Here is a 15,391-nt window from a genome sequence, read left to right on the forward strand (position 1 = left end):
CGCTTTAACCGCTCTACCCTAAGTGTCCACAGCGTGCAGCTCCCATTCATAGGTGCCCCAAAAGCACGGTGCTCGCCAGAACCACCGATGTGTGAAACCCTCCTTCTCCGAACTCAGGTTCTGACACGCTTCGCCACCAGTGACCGAACCTGCCCAAGGAACACCCCGCGTTATCCGCGTAAACCACCCACCAAAGTTGTGTGCACGCCGAACCACGTCGCCAACCCACCAAGAAGCGAAGAAACAAGACCGTAAAAATGCGTGAGGCTGTCACCCTCCCAAAAGCAGTGAAAACGGCGCAGCTGGCTTGCGACGAAATGAGGTGATAAATACGCGCGGGGCCGTGGCTGTCGGTGGAACACTCATGCTTGCCCGAGAGCACGGGTGGCGAAGCGTGTCTATGTCAGGATTCGCGAGAAGGAGGGCTTCACACATCCTCCGCTCTGGCGAGCACCGTGCTTTTGGGGCACCTATGAATGAAAACTGCACGCTGTGGACACTTAGGGTAGTGTGGTTGAAAGCGTTTTCTTTGCTTCGTTTCTTTGCCGCTTTGGGCAAAGAAATGACGTGCCGCCACGCACAGTGGCTAACAGTGATAAAGAGAAAATCCGACTCTCGCAGACCACTTAGGCCGAAAGCACCAACCCGGCACCACCCCCGACCACCCGCGCCCCCCCAAAACCCCCAAGTGCCAACGGCCCCCTCCACCGGCCTTATAATTCCCCACCCCCGCTTCTTTTACGCATTTTTCGGCAGATCCCACCCCATGAGTGACAACACGAGTGACAACACGCTTGCGAAGAGTTTCGAGCCCCAGAACATCGAGTCCCATTGGGGCCCGGAATGGGAAAAGCGCGGCTACGCTGCGCCGACCCTGATCGAAGGCAAAAAAGATTTCTCGATCCAACTCCCGCCGCCGAACGTCACCGGCACGCTGCACATGGGTCACGCGTTCAACCAGACCATCATGGACAGCCTCACCCGATACCACCGCATGCTCGGCGAAAACACGCTGTGGCTGCCTGGAACGGATCACGCGGGTATCGCCACGCAGATCGTGGTGGAGCGGCAACTCGATGCACAAGGCATATCGCGCCATGACCTCGGTCGCGAAGAATTCCTGAAACGCGTCTGGGAATGGAAGCAGAAATCCGGCTCGACCATCACGGGCCAGGTGCGCCGCCTGGGCGCGTCCATCGACTGGTCGCGCGAATATTTCACGATGGACGACAAAATGTCCCCCGTCGTGCAGGACGTGTTCGTCACGCTGTACAAGCAAGGCCTGATCTATCGCGGCAAACGGCTCGTGAACTGGGACCCGGTGCTCGGCACCGCCGTCTCGGACCTGGAAGTCGTCAGCGAAGAAGAAGCTGGCAGCCTCTGGCACATCCAGTATCCGTTGCCAGATGGCTCCGGCCACGTGACGGTCGCCACCACGCGCCCGGAAACCATGCTCGGCGACACCGCCGTGATGGTTCATCCGGAAGACGAGCGTTACGCCCACCTGATCGGCAAGACGGTCATGCTGCCGTTATCGAACCGGGAAATTCCGGTGATCGCGGACGACTACGTGGATCGCGAGTTCGGCACCGGCGTGGTCAAGGTCACGCCCGCGCATGACTTCAACGACTATCAGGTTGGCTTGCGCCACAATTTGCCGATGATCGAGATTCTCACGCTCGACGCAAAAATCAACGACAACGCGCCGGAGAAGTATCGGGGCATGGACCGCTTCGTCGCGCGCAAGCAGGTCGTGGCCGACCTGGAAGCGCTGGGCCTGCTGGAATCCGTGAAACCGCACGCGCTGATGGTGCCGCGCGGCGACCGCACGGGTGTGGCGATCGAGCCGATGCTCACTGACCAATGGTTCGTCGCCATGAGCAAGCCGGCGCCGGAAGGCACGTTCCATCCGGGCAAATCGATCGCTGAAACGGCGCTCGACGTGGTGCGCAACGGCGAAATCAAGTTTGTCCCGGAAAATTGGTCGACGACTTATTACCAGTGGCTCGAAAACATCCAGGACTGGTGTATCTCGCGCCAACTCTGGTGGGGCCACCAAATTCCGGCGTGGTACGGCGATAACGGCGAAATCTTCGTTGCAAAGACGGAAGAAGAAGCCCGCGCGGAGGCCACGGAAAAAGGCTACACCGGCGCGCTCAAACGCGATGACGACGTCCTCGACACCTGGTTTTCATCGGCGCTCGTGCCGTTTTCTTCACTCGGCTGGCCGAACGAAACACCGGAACTCAAGCACTTCCTGCCCTCGTCCGTGCTCGTGACGGGTTTCGACATCATCTTCTTCTGGGTCGCCCGGATGGTGATGATGACCACGCATTTCACCGGCAAAGTCCCGTTCGACACCGTCTACGTCCACGGTCTGGTGCGCGACGCGGAAGGCCAGAAGATGTCGAAGAGCAAGGGCAATACGCTCGACCCGATCGATATCGTCGATGGCATCGACCTGGAAACGCTCGTCTCCAAGCGCATTACCGGCCTGATGAACCCGAAGCAAGCCGAGAAGATCGAGAAAAAGACCCGCAAGGAATTCCCGGACGGGATTCAGCCGTTCGGCACGGACGCCCTGCGTTTCACCATGGCGTCGATGGCAACGCTCGGTCGCAACGTGAATTTTGATCTGGCAAGGTGCGAGGGGTACCGTAACTTTTGCAACAAACTGTGGAACGCTACCCGCTTTGTCCTGATGAACACTGAAGGCCACGACTGTGGTTTCGGTAAGCCAGAGGAATGTGAGGCAGGCGATTGCGGACCGGGTGGATACCTCCACTTCTCTCAAGCGGACTTCTGGATCGTGTCGCTTTTGCAGCGCGTGGAAGCAGAGGTGGAGAAGGGTTTCGCCGATTACCGTTTCGATAACGTCGCGAGCGCAATCTACAAATTTGTCTGGGACGAGTATTGCGACTGGTACTTGGAACTGGCCAAGGTGCAGATCCAGACCGGCGCGCCGGAGCAGCAGCGCGCTACCCGCCGCACCCTCCTTCGCGTGCTGGAAACGGTGCTGCGCCTGGCCCATCCGGTGATTCCGTTCATCACGGAAGCCTTGTGGCAGAAGGTCGCACCGCTGACGGACCTGTATCCGCAAGCCACTCAAGGCGCAGAAACCGCGTCGATCATGATTCAGCGCTACCCGGTCGCACAACCGTCTAAGATTGATGAATCGTCTGAACAGTGGGCGGCCGAACTGAAGGCCATTATCGATTCATGTCGTAATCTGCGCGGCGAGATGAATCTGTCGCCGGCAGTCAAAGTGCCGCTGCTGGCAACGGGTGATGAAGCGCGGCTCAAGTCATTTGCGCCCTATGTCCAGGCGCTGGCGCGTTTGTCTGAGGTAAAGATCATTTCTGACGAATCCGCGCTCGATGCGGAGGCAAGTGGCGCGCCAGTTGCTATCGTAGGAACGAACAAGCTGGTGTTGAAGGTCGAAATCGACGTTGCGGCTGAACGCGAACGGCTCACGAAAGAAGTGGATCGCCTGACGCAGGAAATCGCAAAGGCCCGCGTGAAGCTGGAAAACGAGAGTTTCGTGGCGCGCGCGCCGGCCGCAGTGGTCGAGCAGGAGCGCAAGCGGCTGGCGGAATTCGAATCGACTGCTGACAAGTTGAAAGCGCAGTTGTCGCGGCTTCCGGCTTAGGCGCTAAGGGGCTTCGGCGGGTTTAGCCGGCCGGGCGCGGCCGGCTAGGCGCTGAAAACGACCGATTGCTTGTTCCGCCTTATAGCAAAGCGCGTATTTATTCTTGAAGAATTAATCTCGCCGTACTTTTTTATCAACGCATCAACCTGCATCATGGCATCTGCTTCCATGCCCAACGTTTCAGGCTTGACGTTTAAACACGATACGAGGATCAGGGTCATCACATGCTAAAAGTTACGAAAGCGGTTTTCCCGGTTGCGGGTCTCGGTACCCGATTCCTCCCCGCGACCAAGGCCAGCCCGAAGGAAATGCTGCCCGTCGTCGACAAACCGTTGATCCAGTACGCGGTCGAAGAGGCCATGGCGGCCGGCATCACGGAAATGATCTTCGTGACGGGCCGCAGCAAGCGCGCGATCGAGGATCACTTCGACAAATCGTATGAGATCGAAGCCGAATTGGAAGCCCGCGGCAAGCAAAAGCTGCTCGATCTCGTGCGCAGCATCAAACCGAGCCATGTGGATTGTTTCTATGTGCGTCAGGCCGAAGCACTCGGTCTCGGCCACGCAGTGCTGTGCGCCGAAAAGCTGGTTGGCGATAACCCGTTTGCGGTCATCCTGGCCGATGACTTGTTGTACGGCACGCCGCCGGTCATGACGCAGATGATCGAAGTGTTCGATCACTATCACAGCTCGGTCATTGGCGTGGAAGAAATCCCGGCTCAGGATTCCAAGTCGTATGGTGTGATCGACGGGAAAGAGTGGGAAGACAATATTTTCAAGCTGTCGGGAATTGTGGAAAAGCCGGAACCCGCCGATGCGCCTTCAAACTTGGGCGTGGTCGGGCGATATGTGCTGAAACCGCGCGTGTTTGATCACATCCGTGCGTTGAAACCGGGCGCTGGCGGTGAACTGCAACTGACGGACGCAATCCAGTCGTTGCTCGCTGACGAACAAGTGCTCGCGTACAAGTATCACGGCACGCGCTTCGATTGCGGCAGCAAGCTGGGCTATTTGAAAGCAACGGTGGAATTCGCGCTGCGCCATCCGGAAGTGGCGGCCGACTTCCAGGAGTACTTGAACACGCGTTCGCCGCATCTGCTCGGTTAAACGCTCACGTTTAAGGCGTAAAAAAATGCCCATGGTTAAAACCCATGGGCATTTTTTATTGGCCTTTCTTTCGCCAATCAGCGGCGTCGCATGAGGAAAGTGAAGACCTTGTCGTGCGACGACGATTCCACCAGCTCATTGCCCGTCTGCTTCGAAAACGCGGCAAAGTCGCGTTGCGAACCCGGATCGGTCGCCAGCACTTTCAATATCTGACCGCTCTGCATATCGGCCAGCGCCTTCTTCGCCCGCAAGATGGGCAGCGGGCACGTGAGCCCGCGCGCATCGACTTCCTTGTGCACTTCCATCAGATTGAGCCTTGTTCGAACCCGCTTAGTAATCACGCTAATAAGGATTCGATTTTACCCCAGTGCTTAAAAATTCACCGCCTGGCCTTTAGCCAGAGACTCCCGCATCGCAATCCCGATACGCGTAGCCTCGCGCGCATCGTCGAGCGTCAAGCCGGTCGCCGGACCGCCGCTCAGCGACGCCACGAACACCTCGGCTTCGTGCAGGAACGCTTGCTCAAAGCGCTCGAAGAACGTCGGCGTGCATTCGTTGCGGACGCCGCCGGCATCGTAGATTTCCACCCGATTTGTGCGCGGATTGTGTCCCACCGATAGCGCCCCACCCGTCCCGATCACTTCCGTTTGGGTATCGTGACCGTGGGCGCTCGTACGCGATGCCTGGAATACCGCGATCCGGCCGCCCTCGAACTCGCAAATGGCGACCCCGTTATCGATATCGCCGCATTCCGCCAGCCCTTCGTGGATCGCGATCGTGCCGCTGGCGAATACACGCGTAACGCGCGGGTTACCCAGCATCCAGCGCGCGAGATCGATGTCGTGGACGCTGCAATCGAGGAACAGACCGCCCGATGTCGGCGCGAAACGGACGAAAAAGCCATCGGGATCGTTCTTGTCGACGGTCTGCGAGCGGACCATGAACGGCCGGCCGATAGCACCTTCGCTGATCTTGTTGAAAGCATCGCGATAGCTTGCATCGAAGCGGCGCACGAAACCGATCATCACTTGCAACTCAGGAAAACGCGCGCTTTCTTCGATCACGCGATCGCACTGCTCCAGATCCAGCGACAACGGTTTTTCGCAGAACACATGCTTGCCCGCGCGCAACGCCGCGATGATCTGGTCAGCGTGTAGCGAAGTCGGCGTGACGAGCCAGACGGCATCGAGCGATGTGTCTTTCAGCATCGAATCGTAGTCGTCGTAGAGCGCGAGTTCGGGCAGGTTGGCGGCCGCCCATTCGCGTTCCGCCGCGACCGGACTGCACGCTGCGGCGAGCGTTGCGCCGGGCACGTGCCACGCCAGATTGCGTGCGTGGCGCTGACCGAGCCGACCCAATCCGACAATCCCAATCCGAACGGCCGCTTTCATGCCGCCCCCAGCTTGATGATTGTTCCTTCTCGCCACGACCGCGTAGCCGCCTCAGCGAGTTCCAACGCCTTCAGCCCGTCCGCGACCGTCGTGCGAACCGGCTTGCCTTCCTGGACGGCATCGAAGAAATGGGCGATTTCCAGCGCGTATGCCGCGCGATAACGCTCGAGGAAAAATGCCTCCGGCACATCGTTTGAAACCGCCGTCTTCGAATACGCCGTGACTTCTGTCGGGCGGACATTGCCCGCCTGCAACATGCCTTTGCTGCCGAGCAATTCGAAGCGCTGGTCATATCCGTACGCGGCACGCCGCGTCGTATTGATCTGGCACAAGCGGCCGCGTTTGGTGCGAATGGTGACAGCCGTTGAATCGATATCGCCCGCCTCCGCAATCGCCGGGTCCGTCAGACAGCTTCCGGTTGCGTGCAGCGTGTCGGCTTCGTCGTCGAGCATCCAGCGGAAGATATCGAAGTCATGGATCAGCATGTCCTTGAAAATGCCGCCCGAATGCTTGATGTATTCCACCGGCGGCGCGCCCGGATCGCGGCTCGTGATCACGAGCATTTCCGGATCGCCGATTTCCCCCGCCTCCACGCGCGCCTTCAGCGCCGCGAAGGTCGGATCGAAGCGGCGCTGAAAGCCGATCATGCAGACCACGCCGGCTTTCGCGACGGCATCGGCACACGCGCGTGCACGTTCGAGCGTCAAATCCACCGGCTTTTCGCAGAACACATGTTTCTTTTGAGCCGCCGATTTCAGGATCAGGTCAGCGTGCGTGTCCGTGCTCGAGCACACGACGGTCGCGCCTATCGATGCATCCCCAAGCGCGCCTTCCACGTCAGCCACTTGTGCGCCGTGAAGCGCGGCCAATGCGGCGGCGGCTTCCTTGTTGACATCGACTACATATTTCAGGCGCACACCCGGCTGCTTCGCCAGGTTCGCCGCGTGGATCTTGCCGATCCGCCCTGCTCCGAACACCGCCACATCAATCGTCATAGCCGCCTGTCTCCCTTGATTCTTCTACGTTCAGTTCAAGCCGGTACGCAAGCGCGATAAACAGCGCCTGGCACAGGCAGATCGTGCTCGTGAGCGAACGGAACGCAAACGCGCTGCCTTCCTTCACGAACAAATGCGCGCTCGCGTGACGCGCGAGCGGCGAAAGCTGGCCATCGGTGATCACCAGCGTCTTGGCGCCGTGGTGCTGCGCCGCGCGCACGCAATACTGCGTCTCCTTGCCGTACGGCGCGAAGCTGATCGCGACCACCACGTCGCCCTTCTTCACGCTGCGGATCTGCTCGCGATACATGCCGCCGAAACCCGATACCAAATGCACGCGTTTAGCCGTGTGCTGCAGCGCGTAGACGATATAACTCGCCACCGCAAACGAACGCCGCACGCCGATCACGTAGATGTTCTCAGCTTGTTCCAGCATCTTCACCGCAGCTTCGAACTGGGCATCGTCGAGACCCGCTTCGAGTTCGTCCAGCCCACTCCGGCTCGCCGCGATAAATTCGCGCGCCACCGATCCACCCGACAACTTGCCCGGCTTTTCATCGATGAGTTTGCGGATGCGCTGCTGATAGCTCTGCGCGGAACCGTTCTGGCCCGTGTAGGCCTGCTTGAAGATTGCCTGGAGGTCGGAGAAGCCCGAGAAGCCGAAGCGCTGGGCGAAGCGCACAACAGCCGATGGATGCACACCGCACGCGCTCGCGATGTCGCCGGTGCGATCCATCATGACGTTGCTGCGATGTTGCTCGATGTAGGTCGCCACGCTTTTAAGCTGGCGCGGCAACGCGTCGTAGGCCTCGGTGATCCGCTGCATCAGTTCATCGACTGTGAGCGTCTCGGTCGTCTCTTGGGGGTCTTGCGTGTCTTCCTGCATGCCGCGCTCGTGGTTTGTTCTGTAGTCGATGCAATCGATTATAGATACCTGATCGAACAAATGGAATTAATTTTCCAAACTTCGCATAGTTAAACTTCCTATTGCAGAGCGACGAAACTTGTCCTAATCTTGGTCCTGAGCAGGGGACGTTACGCGCCGAACGCAAGACGCCGGATGCTCGTTCAGAACAACAACCGAGATAGGTGGAGACAATGAGACTTAGCAATCGCCGAGGCGCTCTGCGCGCGCTCGCGGCTGCCGCTGCGTTGTGCGGCGCAGCAGCACTGAGCAGTCAGGCAGCCCACGCTGCGCCCGACGCCCATTTCGTTTTGATCAGCCATGCGCCGGATTCGGACTCGTGGTGGAACACGATCAAGAACGCCATCAAGCAGGCGGACGAGGACTTCAATGTCCAGACGGATTACCGCAACCCGCCGAACGGCGATATAGCCGATATGGCGCGCCTGATCGAACAAACAGCGGCTCGTAACGTTGACGGTGTGATCGTCACGATTGCCGACTTCGACGTGCTGAAGGGCGCGATCGCCAAGGTCACGGCGAAACACATTCCGCTCATCACCATCAACTCCGGCACCGAAGAGCAAAGCGCGCAGCTCGGCGCGATCATGCACGTCGGCCAGCCTGAATATACGGCCGGCAAAGCTGCTGGCGAGAAGGCGAAAGCGGCGGGCATCAAATCATTCTTGTGCGTGAACCACTACGCGACCAATCCGGCTTCATTCGAACGTTGCCGCGGTTTCGCCGAGGCGCTTGGCGTCGATTTCAAGTCCTCCACGCTGGACGCAGGCCAGGATCCGACCACGGTGCAATCCAAGGTGAGCGCGTATCTGCGTAATCACCCGGATACCCAGGCCGTGCTCGCTCTCGGCCCGCTGTCGGCAGACCCGACCATCAAGGCACTCAAGCAGATGGGCGTGGCCGGCAAGCTCTGGTTCGCGACCTTCGACTTTGACACCGACATCGCGAAGGCAATCCAGGATGGCACGATCCAGTTTGCTATCGACCAGCAACCCTACTTGCAGGGTTATATCCCGGTCGCCGTGCTGGCTATCGTGAAGAAGGATCACACCACCGATCCGGTCAAGATTCGCCAGGCCCTCGAAGCGAATCCGAAGTTCCAGGCGCGGCTTAGCACCTACGGGCTCGCTCCGTCCTACGGGGCGCGCAATATCGGCTCAGGCCCGGGCTTTATCACCAAGGAAAACGTCGACAAGGTGCTCAAGTACGCAGGACAGTACCGTTGAACCCGATGGCGGCGCGGTTAGTTTGACCTCAAGCGTGTTGCAAACCGCGCCGCCATCTTCGACAAGCACCTTCAAGCATTCATCACGTCATCCGCATTATTGAACCGTATCGCTCGCGCATCAGCATGTTCGCCCCGTGAACCAACGCCGCATCGCGAATGAAAGACGAAGGAGACATCATGGGCGTAGCCGGAAAACCTGTTCTCTCGGGACATCGCAAGCCGTCTGACGACGTCGCGACCTCGAGCTCATCCACTGTCACCGCTGCGGCCTCGGCCGACGAGCGTATCCGCCGCGAATCCCGTTTCGGGCACATCCTGAATCGTCCGGAATTCGCCGCGATCTCCGGCGCCGTATTGGTCTTTGTCGTGTTCGGGATCGCCGCCGGCGGCTCGGGCATGTTCAACCTCGACGGCATCATGAACTGGTCGCAGGTGTCCGCTTACCTGGGCATCCTCGCCGTCGGCGCCTGCCTGCTGATGATTGCCGGCGAGTTCGACCTTTCGATTGGCTCCATGATCGGATTTGCAGGGATGATGGTCGCCATTCCCACCGTCTATTTCCACTGGCCGATCTGGCTCGCGATCATTTTCGCCTTCGCGGGCTGCATGCTGCTCGGCGCGTTGAACGGCTATATCGTGATGCGCACGCGGCTGCCGTCGTTCATCGTCACGCTGGCCTTCCTGTTCATCTTGCGCGGCCTGACGCTCGCTCTGTCGATCATGTTCGCCGACCGGACGATCGTTTCCGGCGTAGGCGACATTGCCGCGAAAGACTGGTTTGCCAATACCCTTTTCCATGGCGTTGCCCTGCGCGATTTATTCGTGTGGCTGGGGCACATAGGAATCCTGAAGATGCTCGACAACGGCCAGCCGCTGGTGCCGGGCATTCCGAAAGTGATCCTCTGGTGGGTCGTGCTCGCCGCCATTGGCGCGTTCGTCCTCGCGAAGACCCGTTTCGGCAACTGGATCTTTGCGGCCGGCGGCGACGCGGTAGCGGCCAAGAATGTCGGCGTGCCGGTGCGGCGCGTGAAGATCTCGCTGTTTGTGCTGACCGCATTCTGTGCGTGCCTGTTTGCTGTGCTGCAAGTGTGCGACATCGGTTCGGCTGCAGCGGACCGGGGACTCGAAAAGGAATTCGAGGCGATCATTGCTGCGGTGATTGGCGGGACCTTGCTAACCGGTGGTTATGGCTCGGTGGTCGGCGCATGTTTCGGCGCGCTCATCTTCGGCGTGGTCCAGATCGGCATTGGCTACACCAGCGTGCCCTCTGACTGGTTCCGTGTGTTCCTCGGCATGATGCTGCTGATCGCCGTGCTGTTTAATCACTACGTGCGCCGCCGCGTGTCACAGGCTCAATAAGCAAGGAGGAAAAGTCATGTCCGATCCCATCCAGAGCGCAGCGCCCGAAGACACCATCCTTGCGCTGGAAAATGTCAGCAAGTTTTTCGGCAAGGTGATCGCGCTGAACGGCGTCACGATACGCCTCAAACGCGGCGAAGTGCATTGTCTGCTCGGCGATAACGGCGCCGGCAAGTCGACCCTGATCAAGACGCTGGCGGGCGTCCATACGCCCTCTTCCGGCGAGTATCTCGTCGATGGAAAACCGGTCCGCTTCGGCTCGCCGAAAGAAGCGCTCGATCTTGGTATTGCAACGGTCTATCAGGATCTTGCGCTGGTTCCGCTGCTGTCGGTGGCGCGTAACTTTTTCATGGGCCGCGAGCCGCAGAAAAAACGCTTCGGCTTTATCAACGTCATGGACCTGGATCTCGCCGCAGAAACATCGCGGGCACGGCTCGGCGAAATGGGCATCAACGTGCGGGACGCGCATCAGCCGATAGGCACGATGTCAGGCGGCGAGAAGCAATGTCTCGCTATTGCACGGGCGATTCACTTCGGCGCGCGTGTCCTGATCCTCGATGAACCCACCGCAGCGCTCGGCGTCAAGCAAAGCTTTAACGTGCTGAAGCTGATTCACACGGCGCGCGCAAAAGGCATCTCCGTGATCTTCATCACGCACAACGTACACCACGCGTATCCGATCGGCGATTCGTTCACGCTGCTTAATCGCGGCAAGTCGATGGGTACGTTCACGAAAGACACCATCACCAAGAACGAAGTACTCGACATGATGGCGGGCGGCGCCGAAATGCAGGAAATGATGAACGAACTGGAAGACGCACCGGCTTGAGCCAGCACGCCCGGCAGTTGCATTCTTCGTCATCTACAGAACAGGATCGAACATGGCATTGCAATCATCAACCGGATCGCGCTTCGCAACCGGGCGAACTCGCGACATCGTGTGCCTCGGGCGGCTCGCGGTCGATCTCTACGCGCAACAAGTCGGTGCAAGGCTCGAAGACGTGTCGAGCTTCGCGAAGTATCTCGGCGGCTCGTCGGCGAATATTGCGTTCGGGTGCGCGCGGCTCGGCCTCAAATCCGCGATGCTCTCACGTGTTGGCAACGACCACATGGGCCGCTTTCTCACCGAGACGCTGGAGCGCGAGGGCTGCGATACCAGCCACGTGCGTATCGATCACGACAGGTTGACCGGCTTGGTCCTGCTCGGCATAGAAGACCGCGATACGTTTCCGCTCGTGTTTTATCGCGATGACTGCGCGGACATGGCCGTCGATGAAAACGACTTCGACGAGGCGTTCATCGCTTCATCGAAGTCGCTGCTGATTACGGGCACGCATTTCTCCACCGATCAGGTCAACCGCACGAGCCGTCGTGCACTCGATTACGCGCGCCGCAACCAGGTCCGCACAGTGCTCGATATCGATTACCGGCCAGTACTTTGGGGACTCACCGGCAAGGCCGATGGCGAGACCCGGTTCATCGCGAATGAAGGCGTGACCGCGCATCTGCAAAGCATCCTGCCGTTGATGGATCTCGTGATCGGCACCGAAGAAGAGTTTCGGATTGCCGGCGGCAAGGACACGATGATCGACGCACTCGCGGCCGTTCGCGCCGTAACGGACGCCATGCTGGTGGTCAAGCGCGGGCCGATGGGCTGCTCGATCATCGACGGTGCCGTACCGGTTTCCATCGACGATGCGCCGGTTTATCGCGGCGTTGAAGTGGAGGTGCTGAACGTGCTCGGCGCGGGCGATGCCTTCGCGTCCGGCTTCCTCGCCGGATGGTTAAGAGACGAACCGCTGGAAGTCTGTGCGCGCACGGCGAATGCGTGCGGTGGGCTTGTCGTATCGCGTCATGGTTGCGCGCCCGCCATGCCGACGCCCGCCGAACTCACCTACTTTCTCGATGCCGCACGGGCCGACCCTGCCCGCATGCGCAGGCCCGATCGTGACGCCACGCTCGCACGTCTGCATCGTGTCACGCCGGCCCGCAAAACATGGGACGAAGTGCTTGGTTTTGCCTTCGATCATCGCAACCAGTTCTTCGATCTTGCGCAGCAAACCGGCGCGGACGAGTCGCGCATTGCCGCACTCAAAGCCTTGTTCGTGGAAGCCGTGGCACAGACGGAAAAAGAACGCGGCCTGGAAGGACGCATCGGCGTGCTGATCGATGACCGCTACGGTCAGGACGCGTTGAACGCGGCGACCGGACGTGGATGGTGGATCGGACGGCCCGTGGAATTGCCCGGCTCGATGCCGCTTATCTTCGATCATGGCCGCTCAATAGGCACGACACTGATCGAGTGGCCGCGCGAGCATGTGGCGAAGTGCCTGGTTCACTATCATCCCGATCATCCGCACGATCTTCGCCTGGAACAGGAAGCGCAGATTCGCGCGCTATACGACGCAGTTCAGGCCAGCGGGCACGAGTTATTGCTCGAAATCATCGTGCCGAAGAATGGTCCGCCGATCGAGGAAGATACCGCGTTGCGATCGTTGAAACGCCTCTACAACCTTGGCATCTATCCCGAGTGGTGGAAGCTCGAACCCATGAGCGCAGCGCAATGGCAAGCGGTCGATGCGCTGATTGCCGAGCGTGATCCGGCGTGCCGCGGAGTTGTTCTGCTGGGCTTGTCGGCGGCGGTCGATCAACTGTGCGAAGGCTTCAAGGCCGCTGCGCTGTCGAAGACGTGTCGCGGATTTACTGTCGGCAGGACGATCTTTCACGAGCCGAGTCACGCGTGGCTGGCAGGTTCCATCGGCGACGCTGAACTCATCGCGCGGGTTCGCCGGACATTCGAAACGCTGATCGACGCATGGCGTGAGGCGCGGACAAAGAACGCCACGCAAGCGATTACGCAGGAGCAGGCAGCATGAACAGCACGCTTCGTTTAACCACCGCACAAGCGCTGGTCCGCTACCTCGCCGCGCAGCAAACGCCGGACGGCGAGCCGCTGTTCGGCGGCGTCTTCGCGATCTTCGGACATGGCAACGTGGCAGGCATTGGCGAGGCGTTGTACGCGCATCGCGAGACGCTGCCGACCTATCGCGCGCATAACGAGCAGGCGATGGCGCATGCGGCTATTGCGTATGCGAAGGCGCATTTTCGACGCCGCATGATGGCGGTGACCACGTCCATTGGTCCCGGCGCAACCAATCTTGTGACGGCCGCTGCGCTCGCGCACGTGAACCGGTTGCCGGTGTTGTTGCTACCCGGCGATGTCTTCGTATCGCGCGCCCCGGATCCGGTCTTGCAGCAAGTAGAAGATTTCGCCGATGGCGGTATCTCCGCGAACGATGCGTTGAAACCTGTCTCGCGTTACTTCGACCGCATCGTGCATCCGGCGCAATTGCTGACTGCGTTGCCGCGTGCCATGCGCGTGCTGACCGACGCCGCGTTGTGCGGACCGGTGACACTCGCACTGCCGCAGGACGTGCAGGCGATGGCCTACGACTACCCTGCGTCGTTCTTCGAGCCGCGTGTGGTGACGTTCCACACGCCCTCGCCGGTCGATGAGGAAATCGCGCAGGCCGCCGCTGCATTGCGCGCGGCTAAAAAGCCCTTGCTCGTGTCGGGCGGCGGCGTGCTCTACGGCCTCGCAACCGACGCATTGCGTTCTTTCTCCGAGCGCCACGGCATCCCCGTTGCTGAAACGCAGGCAGGGAAAAGTGCGCTCGCGTGGGACCATCCGCTGAATCTGGGCGGTATCGGCGTAACGGGATCGGACGCGGCTAACGAACTCGCGCACGACGCGGATTGCGTGCTCGCAGTCGGTACGCGGCTGCAGGATTTCACGACCGGATCGAACACGCTGTTCGCTCAGGCGAAGCTGATTGGCCTTAATGCAAATGCATTCGATGCCTTAAAACAAGGCGCTTTATCGGTGGAAGCCGATGCACGTCTCGCCCTCGGTGCGCTGAGCGACGCACTCGGCGACTGGCGTGCGTCGCCACCGTGGACCGCACGCGCGCACGAACTCGCGGATAGCTGGCGTGCCACTGTCGACCAAGTGACGAGCGCGCAGCAAGACGAGAACACGTTGCCGCGCGAAGCCGATGTGATCGGTGCGGTGCAGCGTTCCAGTGCTCAGTCGGCAGCACATGACGTGGTGGTCTGTGCCGCCGGAACGCTGCCCGCCGATCTGCAAAAGCTCTGGCGCACGAGCACACCGGGCGGTTATCACGTCGAATACGGCTACTCGTGCATGGGCTACGAAATCGCGGGCGGTCTCGGCGCAAAACTCGCACGGCCGGCAAGCGAAGTGATCGTGATTGTCGGCGATGGCAGCTATCTGATGATGAACAGCGAGCTGGCTACGTCCGTGATGCTCGGGGCCAAGCTGATCGTGGTGCTGCTCGACAACCGCGGATACGGTTGTATCAACCGCTTGCAGCAAGCATGCGGGGGCGCACCGTTCAACAACCTGATCGACGATTGCCGCCAGGGTCCGGAAGGCGCGCCCGCTATCGACTTCGCGATGCATGCGCGCTCGCTCGGCGCGAGCGCTGAGCATGTCGCGAATATCGATGAACTTGAAGCCGCGATGCAACGCGCACGTGCGTCCACACGCTCGTATCTGATCAGCATCGACACCGATCCTGCACGCCCTACGGGAGAAGGCGGCTGGTGGTGGGAAGTCGCAGTGCCGGAAGTGTCGTCGCGTGAAGCGGTGCGCTCGGCGCGCGCAAACTATGAACATGAAATCACGGCGCGTTCGAAGCGCACGAAGGAATAACCG

At 60.1% G+C, this 15,391-nt stretch carries 11 protein-coding genes; 7 read left to right on the forward strand and 4 right to left on the reverse strand.

Annotated elements, in window-relative coordinates; all coding sequences use genetic code 11:
• Window positions 1-766 precede the first annotated feature (766 nt).
• Together GSQ93_RS07585 and galU are read left to right on the forward strand one after the other, a co-directional pair.
• Window positions 767-3,649 carry a valine--tRNA ligase gene (locus GSQ93_RS07585; RefSeq protein WP_158935189.1) on the forward strand — a complete coding sequence of 961 codons (2,883 nt, stop codon included), beginning with the start codon at window positions 767-769 and terminating at the stop codon, window positions 3,647-3,649.
• A 224-nt stretch (window positions 3,650-3,873) separates the two neighbouring features.
• A complete protein-coding gene (gene galU / locus GSQ93_RS07590; RefSeq protein WP_158935026.1) occupies window positions 3,874-4,755 on the forward strand; it encodes a UTP--glucose-1-phosphate uridylyltransferase GalU in 882 nt (293 codons plus the stop codon).
• A gap of 77 nt (window positions 4,756-4,832) precedes the next feature.
• Here galU and GSQ93_RS07595 read toward each other — a convergent pair whose 3' ends face one another.
• The 4 genes from GSQ93_RS07595 to GSQ93_RS07610 form a co-directional block, all read right to left on the reverse strand.
• Window positions 4,833-5,060: a sulfurtransferase TusA family protein gene (locus tag GSQ93_RS07595; RefSeq protein ID WP_158935027.1), complete on the reverse strand. Its 228-nt coding sequence runs from the start codon at window positions 5,058-5,060 to the stop codon at window positions 4,833-4,835.
• Between the two features lie 66 nt (window positions 5,061-5,126).
• Window positions 5,127-6,146, reverse strand: coding sequence for a Gfo/Idh/MocA family oxidoreductase (locus GSQ93_RS07600; protein ID WP_158935028.1), 1,020 nt, complete (start codon window positions 6,144-6,146; stop codon window positions 5,127-5,129).
• The gene (gene iolG, locus GSQ93_RS07605; protein WP_158935029.1) at window positions 6,143-7,141 is read right to left on the reverse strand and encodes an inositol 2-dehydrogenase; all 999 of its coding nucleotides are present in this window, start codon (window positions 7,139-7,141) and stop codon (window positions 6,143-6,145) included. The genes GSQ93_RS07600 and iolG overlap by 4 nt, the downstream gene beginning before the upstream one ends.
• Complete coding sequence (locus GSQ93_RS07610) at window positions 7,131-8,027, reverse strand: MurR/RpiR family transcriptional regulator (protein ID WP_158935030.1); 897 nt, start codon at window positions 8,025-8,027, stop codon at window positions 7,131-7,133. The genes iolG and GSQ93_RS07610 overlap by 11 nt, the downstream gene beginning before the upstream one ends.
• A gap of 212 nt (window positions 8,028-8,239) precedes the next feature.
• On the opposite strand from GSQ93_RS07610, the gene GSQ93_RS07615 reads away from it, so the two are divergent.
• From GSQ93_RS07615 to iolD, 5 genes are all read left to right on the forward strand, one after another.
• Window positions 8,240-9,292, forward strand: coding sequence for a sugar ABC transporter substrate-binding protein (locus GSQ93_RS07615; protein WP_158935031.1), 1,053 nt, complete (start codon window positions 8,240-8,242; stop codon window positions 9,290-9,292).
• A gap of 158 nt (window positions 9,293-9,450) precedes the next feature.
• Complete coding sequence (locus tag GSQ93_RS07620; protein WP_254073800.1) at window positions 9,451-10,653, forward strand: ABC transporter permease; 1,203 nt, start codon at window positions 9,451-9,453, stop codon at window positions 10,651-10,653.
• A gap of 16 nt (window positions 10,654-10,669) precedes the next feature.
• Window positions 10,670-11,482: an ATP-binding cassette domain-containing protein gene (locus GSQ93_RS07625; RefSeq protein ID WP_158935032.1), complete on the forward strand. Its 813-nt coding sequence runs from the start codon at window positions 10,670-10,672 to the stop codon at window positions 11,480-11,482.
• A gap of 52 nt (window positions 11,483-11,534) precedes the next feature.
• Window positions 11,535-13,529 (forward strand): 5-dehydro-2-deoxygluconokinase, encoded by a 1,995-nt coding sequence (gene iolC, locus GSQ93_RS07630; RefSeq protein WP_158935033.1) that lies wholly within the window; start codon window positions 11,535-11,537, stop codon window positions 13,527-13,529.
• Window positions 13,526-15,388: a 3D-(3,5/4)-trihydroxycyclohexane-1,2-dione acylhydrolase (decyclizing) gene (gene iolD / locus GSQ93_RS07635; RefSeq protein ID WP_158935034.1), complete on the forward strand. Its 1,863-nt coding sequence runs from the start codon at window positions 13,526-13,528 to the stop codon at window positions 15,386-15,388. Before iolC ends, iolD begins: the two co-directional genes overlap by 4 nt.
• Window positions 15,389-15,391: the final 3 nt, after the last annotated feature.

Source organism: Burkholderia sp. S171 (assembly GCF_009766085.1).
Classification (GTDB): domain Bacteria; phylum Pseudomonadota; class Gammaproteobacteria; order Burkholderiales; family Burkholderiaceae; genus Caballeronia.

Coding starts and splice junctions, on each gene's coding strand:
- GSQ93_RS07585 (WP_158935189.1), top strand. CDS start 767: ATGAGTGACAACACGAGTGACAACACGCTTGCGAAGAGTTTCGAGCCC.
- galU (WP_158935026.1), top strand. CDS start 3,874: ATGCTAAAAGTTACGAAAGCGGTTTTCCCGGTTGCGGGTCTCGGTACC.
- GSQ93_RS07595 (WP_158935027.1), bottom strand. CDS start 5,060: ATGGAAGTGCACAAGGAAGTCGATGCGCGCGGGCTCACGTGCCCGCTG.
- GSQ93_RS07600 (WP_158935028.1), bottom strand. CDS start 6,146: ATGAAAGCGGCCGTTCGGATTGGGATTGTCGGATTGGGTCGGCTCGGT.
- iolG (WP_158935029.1), bottom strand. CDS start 7,141: ATGACGATTGATGTGGCGGTGTTCGGAGCAGGGCGGATCGGCAAGATC.
- GSQ93_RS07610 (WP_158935030.1), bottom strand. CDS start 8,027: ATGCAGGAAGACACGCAAGACCCCCAAGAGACGACCGAGACGCTCACA.
- GSQ93_RS07615 (WP_158935031.1), top strand. CDS start 8,240: ATGAGACTTAGCAATCGCCGAGGCGCTCTGCGCGCGCTCGCGGCTGCC.
- GSQ93_RS07620 (WP_254073800.1), top strand. CDS start 9,451: ATGAAAGACGAAGGAGACATCATGGGCGTAGCCGGAAAACCTGTTCTC.
- GSQ93_RS07625 (WP_158935032.1), top strand. CDS start 10,670: ATGTCCGATCCCATCCAGAGCGCAGCGCCCGAAGACACCATCCTTGCG.
- iolC (WP_158935033.1), top strand. CDS start 11,535: ATGGCATTGCAATCATCAACCGGATCGCGCTTCGCAACCGGGCGAACT.
- iolD (WP_158935034.1), top strand. CDS start 13,526: ATGAACAGCACGCTTCGTTTAACCACCGCACAAGCGCTGGTCCGCTAC.